The sequence below is a fragment of the Roseovarius roseus genome (assembly GCF_043355935.2).
Taxonomy (GTDB): Bacteria; Pseudomonadota; Alphaproteobacteria; order Rhodobacterales; family Rhodobacteraceae; genus Roseovarius; species Roseovarius roseus.
The window spans coordinates 502189-518094 of the sequence record NZ_JBHFPE020000001.1; the positions used below are offsets into that span (position 1 = coordinate 502189).

Annotated in this window: 13 protein-coding genes; 3 read left to right on the forward strand and 10 right to left on the reverse strand. The window is 63.3% G+C overall.

What is annotated here, in order from left to right:
• Window positions 1–106: 106 nt before the first annotated feature.
• Window positions 107–2116, forward strand: a complete 2010-nt coding sequence (locus ACEWPL_RS02600) for an acyltransferase family protein (RefSeq protein ID WP_393934736.1) — start codon at window positions 107–109, stop codon at window positions 2114–2116.
• Window positions 2117–2138: 22 nt separating this feature from the next.
• Here the strand turns inward: ACEWPL_RS02600 and ACEWPL_RS02605 are convergent, their stop codons facing one another.
• From ACEWPL_RS02605 to guaA, 7 genes are all read right to left on the reverse strand, one after another.
• Window positions 2139–2756: a TetR/AcrR family transcriptional regulator gene (locus ACEWPL_RS02605; RefSeq protein ID WP_393934735.1), complete on the reverse strand. Its 618-nt coding sequence runs from the start codon at window positions 2754–2756 to the stop codon at window positions 2139–2141.
• A complete protein-coding gene (gene ppk2, locus ACEWPL_RS02610; protein ID WP_393934734.1) occupies window positions 2757–3638 on the reverse strand; it encodes a polyphosphate kinase 2 in 882 nt (293 codons plus the stop codon). It abuts the gene before it with no gap.
• A gap of 63 nt (window positions 3639–3701) precedes the next feature.
• A complete protein-coding gene (locus tag ACEWPL_RS02615; protein ID WP_393934733.1) occupies window positions 3702–4661 on the reverse strand; it encodes an alpha/beta fold hydrolase in 960 nt (319 codons plus the stop codon).
• A 4-nt stretch (window positions 4662–4665) separates the two neighbouring features.
• On the reverse strand, window positions 4666–5589 hold the full coding sequence (gene metA / locus ACEWPL_RS02620; protein WP_393934732.1) for a homoserine O-acetyltransferase MetA: 924 nt from the start codon (window positions 5587–5589) through the stop codon (window positions 4666–4668).
• 29 nt (window positions 5590–5618) lie between these two features.
• Window positions 5619–6491 (reverse strand): ATPase, encoded by an 873-nt coding sequence (locus ACEWPL_RS02625; RefSeq protein WP_393934731.1) that lies wholly within the window; start codon window positions 6489–6491, stop codon window positions 5619–5621.
• Window positions 6492–6589: 98 nt separating this feature from the next.
• Window positions 6590–7717 carry an OmpP1/FadL family transporter gene (locus ACEWPL_RS02630; protein ID WP_393934730.1) on the reverse strand — a complete coding sequence of 376 codons (1128 nt, stop codon included), beginning with the start codon at window positions 7715–7717 and terminating at the stop codon, window positions 6590–6592.
• 126 nt (window positions 7718–7843) lie between these two features.
• Window positions 7844–9406 carry a glutamine-hydrolyzing GMP synthase gene (gene guaA / locus ACEWPL_RS02635; RefSeq protein WP_393934729.1) on the reverse strand — a complete coding sequence of 521 codons (1563 nt, stop codon included), beginning with the start codon at window positions 9404–9406 and terminating at the stop codon, window positions 7844–7846.
• Between the two features lie 209 nt (window positions 9407–9615).
• Here guaA and ACEWPL_RS02640 point away from each other — a divergent pair, with 209 nt between their 5' ends.
• Complete coding sequence (locus ACEWPL_RS02640) at window positions 9616–11160, forward strand: trimethylamine methyltransferase family protein (RefSeq protein ID WP_393934728.1); 1545 nt, start codon at window positions 9616–9618, stop codon at window positions 11158–11160.
• A 28-nt stretch (window positions 11161–11188) separates the two neighbouring features.
• On the opposite strand, the gene ACEWPL_RS02645 is transcribed toward ACEWPL_RS02640, so the two are convergent.
• Entirely contained in the window at window positions 11189–11485 is a 297-nt protein-coding gene (locus ACEWPL_RS02645; protein WP_393934726.1) for a DUF6477 family protein, read from the reverse strand.
• A gap of 263 nt (window positions 11486–11748) precedes the next feature.
• Here ACEWPL_RS02645 and ACEWPL_RS02650 point away from each other — a divergent pair, with 263 nt between their 5' ends.
• Window positions 11749–12849, forward strand: coding sequence for a DUF6456 domain-containing protein (locus tag ACEWPL_RS02650; protein ID WP_393934724.1), 1101 nt, complete (start codon window positions 11749–11751; stop codon window positions 12847–12849).
• Here ACEWPL_RS02650 and ACEWPL_RS02655 read toward each other — a convergent pair.
• The gene (locus ACEWPL_RS02655) at window positions 12846–13571 is read right to left on the reverse strand and encodes a VIT1/CCC1 transporter family protein (protein WP_393934722.1); all 726 of its coding nucleotides are present in this window, start codon (window positions 13569–13571) and stop codon (window positions 12846–12848) included. The two genes, ACEWPL_RS02650 and ACEWPL_RS02655, sit on opposite strands and share 4 nt — an antisense overlap.
• Window positions 13572–13692: 121 nt before the next feature.
• Window positions 13693–15879 carry a catalase/peroxidase HPI gene (gene katG / locus ACEWPL_RS02660; protein ID WP_393934720.1) on the reverse strand — a complete coding sequence of 729 codons (2187 nt, stop codon included), beginning with the start codon at window positions 15877–15879 and terminating at the stop codon, window positions 13693–13695.
• Window positions 15880–15906: the final 27 nt, after the last annotated feature.

Here is a 15906-nt window from a genome sequence, read left to right on the forward strand (position 1 = left end):
ACCACCACAACATGGAAAGGGGCGCGACGGGGAAACCGCCGCGCCTCTTTTGCCATCGGGTGTCTGCCTGCGCTGCGCCTTCCTAACTGCTGGATTCTCTTGCCTCATGCGTTACAGGCCTGAAATCGACGGATTGCGCGCGGTCGCGGTCATTCCGGTCATCCTCTTTCATGCAGGATTCGCGCCCTTTGCCGGCGGTTATGTCGGCGTCGATGTCTTTTTCGTCATCAGCGGCTACCTGATCACTACCATTCTCATCTCCGAGCGTGAGGCTGGCACCTATTCGCTACTGGACTTCTACGAGCGCCGCGCGCGCCGCATTCTGCCCGCGCTTTTTCTCGTGATGCTCTGCACCATTCCGTTCGCATGGCGCTGGTTGGCGCCCGGCCCCTTCGATGACTATGCGCGCAGCGGCGCCTTTGCATCGCTCTTCATCTCGAACATTCATTTTCTGGAAAAGTCATCCTACTACGACATTGGCTCGGCCCTTCGTCCGCTACTGCACACCTGGAGCCTGGCGGTGGCAGAGCAGTTTTATCTGCTCTTTCCGCTGGTCTTGCTGCCGCTGGGTGCATTCGCGCGTGCCAAATTCATTGGTGTGTTTCTGATCCTGTCGATTCTGTCGCTGGCGCTGGCAGAATGGGGGTGGCGCAACTATCCCGGAGAGAACTTCTATTTCACCTTTTCTCGCCTGTGGGAGCTTTTGGCAGGGTCGATCTGTGCCGCAGTCCTCTATGCACGGCCCCGGATGCGAAGTGACATTGCAGCGTTGGCGGGTCTGGGGCTAATCCTCTGGGCGGTGTTTAATTATTCGGAGGCGACACCTTTTCCGTCGGTCTATGCGCTGGTTCCCATCATCGGGTCTGCGCTGGTGATACTCTTCGCAGACACGGGCACATGGGCTGCGCGCGCGCTGAGCGTGGGGCCGATGGTTTGGGTCGGGCTTGTCAGTTACAGCGCCTATCTGTGGCATCAGCCGCTTTTTGCCTTTACCCGAATTCGCAGCATCGCCGAGCCGCCTTTGTGGGTCATGGCGCTTTTGTCGCTGGTCACGCTGCTGCTGGCCTGGCTGACAATGCGCTATGTCGAGACACCGTTTCGCCGACGCCGTCTGCTGGCGACGCGCCGAGGCTTGCTGAGCGTCAGTGCAGCAGGGATCGCGGGCTTTGCCGCATTGGGTTTTTCGGGGGTGGCAACGGACGGCTATCCGAGTCGTCTCGAACACATGGCGCCCGGCGTCACCACTGCCATGAGAACTCAGCTGCTGACCGAGCGGGTTGGCTCGGAATGTCTTGACGGCACCGGGCAGATCGAAGAGGAGCTCTGCGCAATGTACCGCCCGGAACACGGCGCGGGCGGCACAGCCGCCTATCCCCGGGTAGCCGTCCTGGGCGACAGTCATGCCAAGGCGCTGCAGCCCGGCTTTGCGCTGATGGCCGAGGAGCACGGGGTAGAGGTGCAGTTGGCGGCGCAGGGTGCCTGCCCACCCCTTCTCGGGGTCTATCTAGCAAAGGGCGACACCTATTCGCGGGACTGCCATGAGTTTATGCGCCAAGCCGCAGAAACTGTCGTCGCGCGAGACATCGGGACCGTCTATCTGGTCGCGCGGTGGAGCCTTTATGCGTCCGGTGAATACGCTGACAGCAAGCCAACCTATGCGCTGGCGGAGAGCTTTGGTGCGCAGCAGGTACGCTCGGAGCAGCGGCTCGCCAATTTCGAAGCGGCGCTGGCGCGGACGCTGGAATATTACCAAAAGGCTAGGGTGCGGGTCGTCCTTGTGGGGCAGGTGCCACTGCAGCACGTGATTGCTCAGACGATGATCGAGCAGTCGATCCTGTCGGGCTTGGAATGGGAGCAGGCCGCGCAGAAATTCGAAGGCAGCTTCGTGGCACAGGATACGTTCAAGGCTTTCAGCCACGCCGTGGATGAGGTTCTGGCGCGGCAGGCGGCAGCGCATGGAGCCGAGGTTCTGATGCTGGCCGATCATTTTGCCGAGGGCGGCAATTATGCGTGGATGCGCGATGGCCTGTCTCTCTACCACGATACGAATCATCTGTCTGTCGCCGGTGCGCTTGGCCTCGCGGCACTCTTGTCGGAAAGCTACGGCGCGCGCTGACGAGGCCGCGCTTAGACGGGTGTCAGCCGTCCTGCGGGATCAGCCCCAGCCCTCGCAGGTAGATGCCGATGCCCGATTCCAGCAGATCCTCGGGTGCGAACGGGCTGGCCGTGCCGGGCGCGCCGCGCGCAAAGAGTTCGACCACACCGTGGCTCATGGCCCAGATATGGGCGGAGAACATCGTGGCAGGCGGGCGCTGACCCTCGGGGATGTGTTGGCAAAGCTGGGCAGCGGCGGAATCGAGGACGCGCCGCGCGGCGAGGGCGGCGGCGGCAAGTTCGGGCGTGCGGTTGACCGAGATGCCGCTTTCGAACATGGCGATGTAATGGCCGGGGTGCTTACGGGCAAAGGCCAGATAGGCGCGGCCCGTCGCCTCGAACGCGGCAAGCGCCGACGGGGCGCCGCCGTTATAGGCATGCTCCATCAGCGCGCCGAACATCTCGTAACCTTGCAGTGCCGCCTCGGCGATCAGATCCTCGCGGCCGCTGAAATGGCGGTAGACGGCGGCGGGGGTCACGCCAGCGCGGGCGGCCGCCTCTGACAGCGTAAAGCCTGTCGGGCCCTTGGCTTCGATCAGTTCCAGAGCGGCCTCGACGAGGGCTTGGCGCAGATTGCCATGATGATAGCCGCGCTTTGCCACTTAATCGATCTTGCCGTCGGACCAGAGGGCGGGGCCGCCGGTGATTTTGCCATCGACCGGGCCGATGGCCTCGGGATCCTTGCCCTCGTACGGCACCGCGTTCAGCAAGTGCCGCATGACCGCAAGACGCGCGCGACGCTTGTCATCGGCGCGAATCACGGTCCAGGGGGCGTGGCTGGTTTGGGTGCGGGCCAGGGTTTCGGTGATGGCCTCGGAATAGGCGTCCCATTTCTTGAGGCCTTCGACGTCGATCCAGCTGAGTTTCCAATGCTTGAGCCGGTCGCTCTCGCGCGCGAGGAAGCGGCGCAACTGCTCGGCCCGGCCCACGTTCAGCCAGAACTTGAGCAGGATGATGCCGTCCTGCACCAGCATCTTCTCGAACGCGGGGGCCTGATCGAAAAACAGGGCGCGCTCGGCCTCGGTGCAAAAGCCGAAGACATGCTCGACCACGCCGCGATTATACCAGCTGCGGTCAAAAGAGACGATCTGGCCCGCGGCGGGCAGATGATCCACGTAGCGCTGGAAATACCACTCTGTCGCCTCGGTATCTGATGGTTTGGGCAGGGCGACGACGCGCGCGCCGCGCGGATTGAGGTTGAGATGGGTGCGCTTGATCGCGCCGCCCTTGCCGGCGGCATCCCGCCCCTCGAAGACGGTGGCGATGCGCGCGCCGCTGGATTTGATCCAGGACTGCATCTTGACCAGTTCGATCTGCAGGAGGTCGAACTGCTTTTCATAGGCTTTGCGCTTCATGCGGCGGTCATAGGGGTAATCCGGGCCAATGATGTCGTTCTTTTCGGCGCTATGGATCGCTTCGCGCAGATGCGCGGCGTCGTCGCTGTGGAAAAAGGCGCTGATGGCACCGTCAAAAGGAAGGCTCATGAGGGCGGTCTCTCCCGTGTCGGCCCAGTATGGGGCGGCGGGGGCTAGGGTGCAATCACTGCGCTACAGCCCGGCGCGTGCTGCCGCGCGGTCAATGGCGTCGACAACGGCATCCTCGGCCACGTGCTGCAGCATATGACCCATACCCTCGAGGCGGGTGAGGGTCGCACCCGCGATCTGATCGACCAGCTTGGCGGAGTGGATCTGTAGGCCCACGGTGGTATCGGCGGTGCCGTGAAGGATCTCGGTCGGGGCGGTGATCTGCGCGTATTGCGGGACCAGTTGTTTGATCTCGCCCAGAAGGTTGGCGCGTTGATCGGCATTGGCGCGCAGCGACACGCGGCGCAGGGTGAGGGGCGCCGCGATGGACCCGGCATAGCCGTCGGGCGCGCTCTGCGGCTCGAACACCGCCTCGACCGAGGAGGTGACGACCGATTCCGGGATAAAGGCCGTGATCAGCGGCACGACCAGCGCCTGGCCCAATCCGGATGAGGTAATCTGATAAAAGGTGCCAAGGCCGGTGTCCCAAGGGTTGGACGCCGCGGCCACGGGGATCAGGGCCGCTACATCCTCGGGGTATTCTGCGGCCCAGGCCAGCGCGACCGCGCCGCCATAGCTTTGGCCCATGACGATAGGACGATCGGCGCCAAGCTGCGCCGCGGCGGCGCGTAGAAGGGTGGCCTGCTGTTGCAGCGTCGCGCCTGACCTGTTCATCTGCTCGGTATAGCCAAGGCCGGGGCGGTCAAAGACGATGACGCGATAGCGCTCGGCCAAGCGCGGCGCGAGGCTGAAGGTCATGTCGCGAGTATTCCCGCTGGCCCCGTGGATCAGCACCAGGTCCGGGGCAGTTCCGGCCTCAGGGCCCATGACGACCGCATGCACCCGAACGCCGTCCACGTCGAGGATCTGCCCCTCGGGCGGGTATTCCGCGACGGCCCGCCTCTCGCGCAGGGTGGCGATGATGTGAACGGCGGCGACTAGAACGGCCAGTAAAATCGCGATATAGATCATGGCTTTGAGCAAGGGATCATATCCCGATGGCATCGATGTCGTAGGGCACCGTTTGGTAGATCATCGAAATCCAGTTGCCATAGAGCAGATGCGCATGGCTGCGCCAGCGATTGCGCGGGGCCTTGGTGGGATCGTCATCGGGATAATAGTTGCAGGGCACGTTGATGGGCGTGCCGGCGGCGGCATCGCGGTCATATTCCTGCTTCAGCGTGTCGCTGTCATACTCGAAATGGTTGAAGACATAGAGCGCGCGGTGCAGCGAATCCTCCACAAGGCAGGGGCCTACTTCATTGGAATGAAGCAGGGTGGTCAGGCCCGGCGCGGCGTCGATCTCGGCCTTGCGCATTTCTGTCCAGCGGCTAACAGGGATCACCATATCGTCGGAAAATCCGCGCAGATAAGGCGAGGCGGGTTCCATGTTCTCATGCCGGAAGCAGCCGAAGGCCTTGGCGGGCAGCATGTGTTTCCCCACACCGTGGAAATGGTTGATCATCGCCATGCCACCCCAGCAGACGCCAAAAGTGGAATGGACATGGGTCTGTGTCCAATCAAAGACGCGGCTAAGTTCGTCCCAATAGGTCACGTCGTGGAAGTCCAGATGCTCGATCGGCGCGCCGGTGATGATGAGGCCGTCAAACTTCTCGTCGGTCGCCTCGACCTCGGCGAAGGAGCGGTAGAAGCTCTCCATGTGATCGGCGGCGGTATTCCTGGTCTGATGCTCGCTCATTCGGATGAGGCTTAGCTCGATCTGTAGGGGAGTGGCGCCGATCAGCCGGGCAAACTGGTTCTCTGTCTGGATCTTCTTGGGCATCAGGTTCAGCAGTCCGATGCGCAGGGGGCGGATATCCTGACGGGCTGCCTGATCCTCATCCATGACCATGACGCCTTCGCGCGTGAGCACGTCATAGGCGGGCAGGTCGGCGGGGATCTTGATGGGCATGGGTCAGGTCGTCCTTCTCGGGGAAAGGCTTAGGTAGGCGCTCCGGCGCGGCGCTCAAGGGCGTCCGCGATCCGCGCGTTGAAACTGTCCGCATCGGTGATGCTTTCGACGTCCGAGGGGGTCAGCGTGATGCCCCACGGCGCCATCGCCTCGTAGCGCGGTTTGCGGTGCGCCAGCGCGCGCGCATAGGTCCAGCGGATGAAGGCATCCGGATCAACATCGGCTTCGACGTATTTGTTTTCGCGCAGATATTCGTCCCAGACGCGGGTCAGGAACTCGGGCTGGTAGGCCATCGGCTTGGGCGCGCAGTCAAAGCGGCGGATCAGCTCGGCCGTATGCGCCTCGCTGCCCTCCAGATAGACCAGCAGGCAATGCTGCGACAGCTCGGTCAACAGCGGATCGGCGGGATCACTGCCTTCCACCCATTCGCAGATCGACCCGCCTGTATCGCAAATGAAGTTGGGATAGCCATAAAGCCGCACGGCCCGGTCAATGAAATAGCCGGTGTCATTGAGGGCGGCAATCTCGGCCCGGCGGAAATGCTCCTGCCTTGCGCGATACTCGGCGATGGGCATGCCGCCGCGGGCGGGATCGCCGGGTTTGCCCAGATAGGTCGAGACCGGAGCGAGGTTGTTGAAGGTGATGTTCGACCCGATATAGATCGAGTCGGACAGCAGCAGATCGCGCAGGAAAGGGACCTGCATCGCGTGCGCCTTGGCGTTGTCTGCAATAAGCTCGCCCATGTAGCGCGTGCCGATACGGTAGTCGATCGAGTAGTGGAACCACCCGCCGGCGCTGCGCAGCATGTTCGCGAGATGCGTCTTGCCGAGGCCCGACATGCCATAGAACAGCACGTGTTTCGTGGGCGCGGCGCGCCAGGTGTCAGCGTCAGGGTACAGCATGAGGCGCCTCGGTTGTTGCCGTGCAATCCGTAGCCAGCACGGCGGGGCGCGTCAAATCAATAGCGGCGGGCAGGGGCCTAAGCCCCTGCCGCACCTGTTCAGAAGGAGACGCCGATCTTCATGGCAACAGCCACGGCGTCATTGCCGGTGAGGACCGCGCGCGGTGCATCGGGCGTGCCGGTCTCTGCGATGGCATCGCCGATCCAGATATAGCGCACGCCGCCCGAAAGGGTCACGGCGTCGGTCACGCGATACTCGCCGCCCAGCGATACCGCTTGCTTGCCCTTGGTCGGCGACAGGGGCGAGACGAGGTCGTTGCCGGTCTCATCTTCGTAGATGTAACTGATGCGCGCCGAAAACTTTTCGGTAAAGCGGCGTCCGATACCCAGCTCGTAGGTCCAGGAATCGTCCAGCTCAGTCAGGTTGGGCGCCGGGCCGCTGGGCGGGTCCAGCGTGAAGACGCTGTATTCGGACCAGCGGATGCTGCCGAAGGCCAGTGTATCCGGCGCGATGCCGGATTGGGCCTGCAGTTTGACACTCTGCGGCAACTTCGTGGTGGTCTCGCCCAAGGAAAGCACTGGACCGCCGCCGGGGAAAGTCTCGATCGCCGGCATGTCCAGCTCGACCTCGGAGTGGTAGGTCAGAGCGGCGCGAAACGCGATGTCGGGGATCTCATAGGCCGCGCCGAGAATGTAGCCGACTGCCTGATCGGACCTGAAATTGACATTATAGCCATTCAGCGCAGTGCCCGGAGGTCCTCCATATGCGAGGCCGGACAGGGTCACCTGGCCCTCGGCCCTGACGACGCGGGGGCCACCATAGACGGACATCCCGTTGCCGAACTGATAGCGCACCAGCATGTTCAGCGCAGTGGTATCCGCGTCGGCGAGAGTGCGGCCCAACAGGGTGGTCGCGGGATCGCCATTATATTGGACATCGACGCCGTAAGGCTGATCCTGGAAAAGCGCCAAGGAAATCTGATCGGTCAGCTGAAATTTGAGTCCGCTGCCGACCAGAGAATAGCTGTTGGCTAGATTCGAGATCGAATTACCCAGCAGATCGCGCCCCGTAACGGTGGGGTCGACAAAGGTATAGGACAGCTCGGCATAGTTGCCAGGCTGGAATATGATGTCTATTGGCGTCTGGTTCTGATCGAGATTTCCTGCATGGCCCAGGCCAGTCGTCAGGGCAAGGGTCGATGCCGCCGCCAGAGTCTTGTATTTCATCTTCGCACTCCTCCCAAAGTGGTAAGGAGCTTATCATGAGGCGGTGGGAATACGAGGCGGCGCTTACTTCTCAAAGGCGTAGTGATCGGCCTGCGTCACAAAAATGATACATCGCGCGCGCGAGGCTCATTCCCACTCGATGGTGCCCGGCGGTTTGCTGGTGATGTCATAGGTCACGCGGTTGATGCCGCGCACTTCATTGATGATGCGCGTCGCCGTCTCGCCGAGGAAATCGTGGCTGAAGGGGTAGTAATCCGCGGTCATGCCGTCGACGGAGGTCACCGCACGCAGCGCACAGGCAAAATCATAGGTGCGTCCGTCGCCCATGACGCCCACGGTGCGCACGGGCAGGATGGCGACGAAAGCCTGCCAGATCTCGTCATAAAGTCCGTGCTTGCGAATCTGGTCGATATAGACCGCATCGGCCTTGCGCAGAATTTCCAGTTTCTCCCGCGTGATCTCGCCGGGGCAGCGGATGGCGAGGCCGGGGCCGGGGAAGGGGTGGCGCCCAATGAAGCTGGCCGGAAGGCCAAGCTCCATGCCGAGGGCGCGCACCTCGTCCTTGAACAGCTCGCGCAGCGGCTCGATCAGCTTGAGGCCCATCTTTTCGGGCAAGCCGCCGACATTATGATGCGACTTGATTGTGACCGAGGGGCCTCCCGAGAAGCTGACCGATTCGATGACGTCGGGATAGAGCGTGCCTTGCGCGAGGAATTCCGCGCCCTCGATTTCGTTCGCGTATTTCTGGAACACATCGATGAAGAGGCGGCCGATGATCTTCCTCTTGGTTTCCGGATCGCTTTCGCCGTCAAGCTCACCCAAAAAGAGCTCCGCCTCGTCGGCGTGGATCAGCGGGATGTTGTAATGGTCGCGGAACATCGTGACCACTTCATCCGCTTCGCCCTGCCGCAGAAGGCCATGATCGACGAAAACGCAAATGAGCTGATCGCCGATCGCCTCGTGAATCAGCACGGCGGCAACGGAGGAATCGACACCGCCCGAGAGGCCGCAGATCACCTGTTTGTCGCCAACCTGCTCTCGGATGAGGCGCACGGCCTCTTCGCGGTAGGCGGCCATGGTCCAGTCGCCGGTAAAACCTGCGTCCTGGATGAAATTCTGGTAGAGCGTCTTGCCGTTCGGGGTGTGATGCACCTCGGGGTGGAATTGCACGGCATAAAAGCGGCGCTCGAGGTCGGCGGTCACGGCAAAGGGCGCACCGGGCGAGGTGCCGTAGATCTCAAAACCGGGAGCGAGGGCGGCCACGTGATCGCCGTGGCTCATCCAGACCTGCTCGCGCGCCTCTAGGAACCAGCCATTCAGCAGGTCGATGCGCGTCTCGGCCGGGGTGACATAGGCGCGTCCGAATTCGGCGGTGCCGTCACCGCGCTCCACCTTGCCGCCCAGCATGTGCATCATTACCTGCTGGCCATAGCAGATGCCCAGAACGGGCACGCCCATCTCGAAAACCTTCATCGGCGGGCGCGGCGAGCCTTCGTCCATGACGCTGGCCGGGCCACCCGACAGGATGATGGCGCGCGGCTGCATCTCGTCCAGGAAGGCGTCGGTGACGTTCTGGAACGGATGGATTTCGCAATAGACATCCAGCTCGCGCAGGCGGCGCGCAATCAGCTGCGTCACCTGTGAGCCGAAGTCGATGATAAGAAGGCGTTCGTGATGTATCTCGGTCATGCCAGCCTAGTAGGCCGCGCCGCGGTTTTGCGCAAGAGGCCGAGGGTCATTTGCGCCATCGCCGCAGGCCAGCGGCGCAAGAGGGCCGGCCATGTCGCTTTCCCCCCGCAAATGGCGCAAACCGGCGCCGGCGTGCGCGGACGCTGCGATATGAGGGGCCATCAATTGGCCCCGCGCGCGGGGCGCTCAGCATTGCGAAGGGGCATATCATGGCAGAAGCAGCAGCCGGCAGACGGACACGTGGGGGCGGAGGCGCCGCCCGCCGCGCCGAGCGGACCGCCGTCAGCGTCGAGACCGCCAAGTATATCGAGAGAAATATCCCCGTTTATGAGCTGCTCAACGAGGAGGCGCTGGAGATCATCGAGCAGAACGCCGAGACGGTGCTGGCAGAGATCGGCGTCAACGTGGTGGACAATCCCGCGGCCCTCGACCGCTGGCGCGAAGCGGGCGCCGATGTTGACGGCGAGCGCGTGCGCATCCCCCGCGGCCTTGCCCGCAAGCTGTGCGAAACCGCGCCCAGCCGCTATACGCAACATGCCCGCAATCCCGAGCGCAACATAGAGGTCGGCGGCGGCACCCTCGTGACCGCGCCGGTCTATGGCCCGCCCTTCGTGCGCGACATGGAAGGCGGCCGGCGCTATGCGACGATGGACGATTTCCGCAAATTCGTGAAGCTGGGATACATGTCCAAATGGCTGCACATGTCGGGCGGTACAGTCTGCGAGCCGACGGACATTCCGGTGAACAAGCGTCATCTGGACATGCTCTATGCCCACATGACCCTGTCGGACAAGCCGTTCATGGGCTCGGTCACCGAGCCGAGTCGTGCGCAGGACAGCGTGGATATGTGCAGCATCCTCTTTGGCGAGCAGTTCGTGCAGGACAACACGGTGATGACATCGCTCATCAACGTGAACTCGCCGCTGACCTTCGACGATGTGATGATGGGCGCGCTCGAGGTGTATGCCGAGAACAACCAGGCCTGCATCATCTCGCCTTTCATTGTGGGCGGTGCGATGGCGCCGGTGTCGGTCATCGGCACGCTGACGCAGGTTCTGGCCGAGGTGATGGCGGGCGTCGCCTATAGCCAGCTGGTGCGCCCCGGCGCGCCGGTGATCTTCGGCGCTTTCGTCACCTCCATCGACATGAATTCGGGCGCGCCCACCTTCGGCACACCCGAGGCGAGTCATATCCTATATGGCGCGGGTCAGCTGGCGCGCCGGATGAACCTGCCATTCCGCTCGGGCGGTGGGCTCTGCGGCTCCAAGCTGCCCGATGCGCAGGCGGCTTACGAATCGGCGCATACGCTGAACGCGGCGCTGATGGGCGGCGTGAACTTCATGCTGCACAGCTGCGGCTGGCTGGAGGGCGGGCTGGTTGCGGGCTTCGAGAAATTCGTGATGGATGCTGACCAGCTGGGCGTTCTGCACAATCTGGCGCGCGGGGTGCAGTGGGACGAGAACGGTCAGGCGATGGATGCGCTGCGCGAGGTCGGGCCGGGCGGCCATTTCCTCGGCTGTGCGCATACGCAGGCCAACTTCAAGGATGCGTTCTGGCGCACCGAATTGCTGGACTACAAGCCCTTCGAGACCTGGGACGAGGAAGGCGCGCGCGACACGATGACGCTTGCCAATCTGCGCATGCACCGGATGCTGGACACGTATCAGCGGCCGTCGCTCGATCAGGGTATTACCGATGCGCTGGATGAATACGTGGCCAAGAAAAAGGCGTCGATGCCCGACGCCTTCATGTAAGCTTCTCAAGATAGCACGCGGCCGCTTTTCAGGCCGCGTGTGCCCCTGTGCCGCGCAGGATGCGTGCCTCGCCCATCATTGCGATCAGGATTTCCACATGGCGCGTGGCCGAGTAGCCGCCCGTGCCAATCTGGCGCTGCTGGTTCAGCGCTTCTTCCATCTCGACCAGCCTCTCCAGGGCTGCGGCGCTGCGCGGCAATGCGCCATAGCCGAAATGGCGGCGCAGATGCGCGTCGCGCCGGTATTCGGCAGCGCCGATCCGCGCCGCGCGGATCAAAAGGCGCGGGCGGCGCAGGGTGTCGAGGGCTTTCAGGATATCATGCATCACGGGTCTCCGAACTGAATTGCGGCCTTTTCATGGCACAACTATGGCGGGTGTTGCGCAAAGCGGAGATTCTGCGGTCGCTGCACTTCAAGTTTGTTTACCGTTTAGCAACCAATGTTGCCAACACGTTGACAATTAACGGACCGGTAACTTTTTCTCGCATAGGTTGTATCCAAGGACGTGGATAAGTCTGTGGATAATCAGCGATGGCGCGGGGCCAAATTCCGCCGGGAACATCGCGGTCAGGCAAAAGAAGGGTAGAGATGTTGAATCGGGGAACAGACAGCGTCGGTGCGCGCAGCGTGCCGTCATGGGTGCCGCATGGGGCGAAGCTATATCTCGCCCATACCGAGCAGGGATCGTCGATCCGTGCCCTGGCGCGGCAGAACGGTTGTCATGCCTCGACGGTTCTGCGCCGCATCCGCCAATTCGAGACCCGCCGCGACGATCCGATGGTGGACGAGGCGCTGCGCCGTCTCGGCTGCCATGTCGCTCCAGGAGAAAAGATCGGTCCCCTGCATCAGGAGACTGCCATGAAAGCCAAACCCCAAGAAAGCGCCAATGACGTGGCCGAAGTGACCGAAGCGCAGCTGATGCGCGAGGCTGGACGGATCCTGCGCCGCCTCGCCGAGACGGGGGCGGTGCTGGCCGTCGCGGCGCAGATGGAAAAGGCGGTAGTTGTGCGCGGCGATGGGGCGGCGGATCCGACCCGGACTGCGGTGGTCGACCGCGCCGTGGCCGAGGCGATGGCCCTGAAGGGCTGGATCGCCTGCGATGCGCCGGGCCGCCTTGCGCGCTATCACATCACCAAGGCGGGGCGCGCGGCGCTGGGGGGGCTTTTGGCCGAGGCCGAAAACCGGGCCTCCGGCTTTGCCGACGCTCAGGCGCCCTTCAGCGCGCGAGAGGAGGTCGCCGCCCCGCGCCGTATGCGCTATTCGGCCAATGAGAGCCCGCTTCTGGCACTGGCGCGGCGGCGCGACCGAGATGGCACGCGTTTCATCCCCGAGGATCTGGTGCGCGCGGGCGAGCGTCTGCGCGAAGATTTCGAGCTGAGCCAGATGGGCCCGCGCGTGACGCAGGACTGGAGCCGTTTTTTGACGACGCCGGGCGGGGGGGACAATGCAGGCGGTCATGCGCGCGGCTTCGAGGCGGCGCGCCGCCGCGTCGAGGGCGCGCTGCATGATCTGGGGCCGGGCCTGGGCGATATCGCTCTGCGTTGCTGTTGCCACCTTGAGGGGCTGGAGAAGGCGGAACAGCGGATGGGCTGGTCCGCGCGCTCGGGCAAGATCGTGCTGCGCATCGCGCTGCAGCGGCTCAAGCGCCATTATGAAAGCCTTGGTGAGGCCGGCGGGATGATCGGCTAGCCGCCCACCACCGCGCCGACGACGAAGGCGACGAGGGCACAGACGGTGCCGACCATCACCGTCTCGCCCACCGTGCGCACCAATCGCTCGCCTGTGGCGTTCCAGCGCACGACGCCCAGCGCCACCAGCGCCGCGCCCGTGCTGCACACCGACAGCCAGAAGGTCTGCGAGGTTGGCTCCAGCACGAAGTAAGGAACCAGTGGCACCGCGCCGAACACGACGAATGAGGCGAAGGTCATCAGTCCCGAGAGGGCAGGGCTATCCTCGTCCGGGTCCAGCATGCCGAATTCGTAGGTCATCATCAGATCGGCCATCAGATCGGGATGGCGCGCGACGATGGTCGTCAGCGTATCCGCCTCGCCCGAGGGCACGCCGCGCTGGCGCAGGATCTCGAACAGCTCCATGCGCTCATGCTCGGGGTCCTCGATGATCTCGCACATCTCGCTGGCGCGGCGATTGCGGTAGAGGTCGTGCTGCGACCGGGTGGAGAGGAAATCGCCCAGCCCCATGCTGACCGCATCGGCAAAGAGGTTGGCAAGGCCGAAGACCAGCACAGCGACGCCGCCGATCTGCGCTACGCCATCGGCCTGCGCGCCGGCGAATCCGGCCACGATGGCAAAGGTGGTGACGATGCCGTCATTGCCGCCATAGACGATCTGCTTGAGAAATTCCTGCATCCGCCCGAGAGCATGCGCCTCGCGTCGATGTGCCTGCCAATCCATGCCTGTCCCTCGCTCGCTGCCGCGATCCTATGGGCGTGCGCGCCTATCGTCCAGCGGGGGGCTGACAGAAAAAGAGCGGGCCGTGAAGCCCGCTCTTTCGTAGTCTCGGTTTAGAACCGGATCACTTCAGATCGAAGCGGTCGGCCTCCATCACCTTGGTCCAGGCGGCGACGAAATCGCGGACAAAGCGGGGGCCTGCATCGTCCTGGCCATAGACTTCGGCCACGGCGCGCAGTTGCGAGTTGGAGCCAAAGACCAGATCGGCGCGCGTGCCGGTCCAGCGGCGCTCGCCGGTCTTGCGGTCCTTGGCCTCGAAATGGTCCTGACCTTCATCGGTCGAGAGCCATTCGATATCCATGCCCAGCAGGTTGACGAAAAAGTCGTTCGTCAGCTGGCCGGGACGGTCCGTCAGAACGCCGTCCTTGCTGCCGCCGTGATTGGCGTCCAGTGCGCGCAAGCCGCCGACCAGCACTGCCATCTCGGGCGCGTTGAGGCCCAGAAGCTGTGCGCGGTCGATCAGCAGATGCTCGGCCTTCACGCTGAATGTCTGCTTCTGGTAGTTCCGGAAGCCATCGACGATAGGCTCGAGCACATCGAAGCTCTCGACATCGGTCTGCTCGGCGGTGGCGTCAGTACGGCCGGGGTGGAAGGGCACCTCCACCTCGTATCCCGCATCTGCCGCTGCCTTCTCAACGGCTGCGACACCGCCCAGAACGATCAGATCGGCCATCGACACCTTCTTGGAGCCGGATTTACCGTCGAAATCGGCCTTGACCGCCTCCAGCTTGTCCAGAACCGAGGCGAGGCGCTTGGGATCGTTGCCCTCCCAGTCCTTTTGCGGGGCAAGCCGGATACGCGCGCCATTGGCGCCGCCGCGATTGTCTGAGCCGCGGAAGGTCGAGGCCGACGCCCATGCGACGAAGACCAGATCGCTGACGGGCAGGCCGCTGTCCAGGATCTGCGCCTTGAGCGTCTTGATGTCGCCCGCGTCGATCATGTCGTAGTTGGCGGTGGGAATCGGATCCTGCCAGATCAGATCCTCGGACGGCACGTCCTTGCCCAGATAGCGCGATTTCGGCCCCATGTCGCGGTGAGTCAGCTTGAACCACGCGCGTGAAAACGCCTCGGCGAAGGCTTTGGGATCCTTGTGGAAGCGGCGCGCGATCTTCTCGTATTCGGTGTCAAAACGCATCGACAGATCGGCCGTCGTCATCATCGGCGGATGCTTCTTCGATGTATCATGCGCATCGACGACCATGTGCTCGGGCTTTGGGTCTTTGGGAGTCCATTGCTGTGCGCCTGCGGGGCTCTTGGTCAGCACCCACTCATTGTCGAAAAGGACGTCGAAATAGCCCATGTCCCAAGTGGTCGGCTTGGGCTTCCACGCGCCCTCGATGCCGGATGTCAAAGTGTGGCCGCCAATGCCGGTTTCATGGCTGTTCTTCCAGCCAAGACCCATCTGCTCGATGCCGCCGGCCTCCGGCTCGGGGCCCATATAGATCGGGTCATTGGCACCATGCGCCTTGCCGAAGGTATGACCGCCCGCGATGAGAGCCACGGTTTCCTCGTCATTGACGCCCATGCGGGTGAACGTCTCGCGCACGTCATGGCCGGATGCCACGGGGTCGGGATTGCCGTCCGGGCCTTCGGGATTGACGTAAATCAGGCCCATCTGAACCGCCGCAAGCGGGTTGTCGAGCTCGCGTTCACCGTAATAGCGGCTGTTGTCCTTGTCAGAAGTTGCCAACCATTCTGTCTCGGCACCCCAGTAGACGTCTTCTTCGGGCGCGTAGATGTCGGCGCGGCCACCGCCGAAGCCAAAGACCGGCCCGCCCATTGACTCGATGGCGACGTTGCCCGCCATGATCAGCAGATCGGCCCAGCTGAGGTTGTCGCCGTATTTCTTCTTGATCGGCCAGAGCAGGCGGCGCGCCTTGTCGAGGTTGCCGTTATCGGGCCAGCTATTCAGCGGCGCAAAGCGCTGGTTGCCGGTGTTCGAGCCGCCGCGCCCGTCTGCGGTGCGGTAGGTGCCGGCGCTGTGCCACGCCATACGGATGAAGAGGGGGCCGTAATGGCCGTAATCCGCCGGCCACCAGTCCTGGCTATCGGTCATCAGTGCGTGCAGGTCCGCCTTGACCGCGTCGAGGTCAAGTTTCCTGAACGCCTCGGCATAGTTGAAATCCTCGCCCATCGGGTTTGGGCTGCGGCCGTGCTGATGCAGCACGTTGACCGGCAGCGCGTCGGGCCACCAGTCACGATTGGTGCGCTTTTTCTTGGATGTAACGGGGCATTTCAGATTGCCGTCCATGGGGACCTCCTTGGGCTGCGCGGGTCT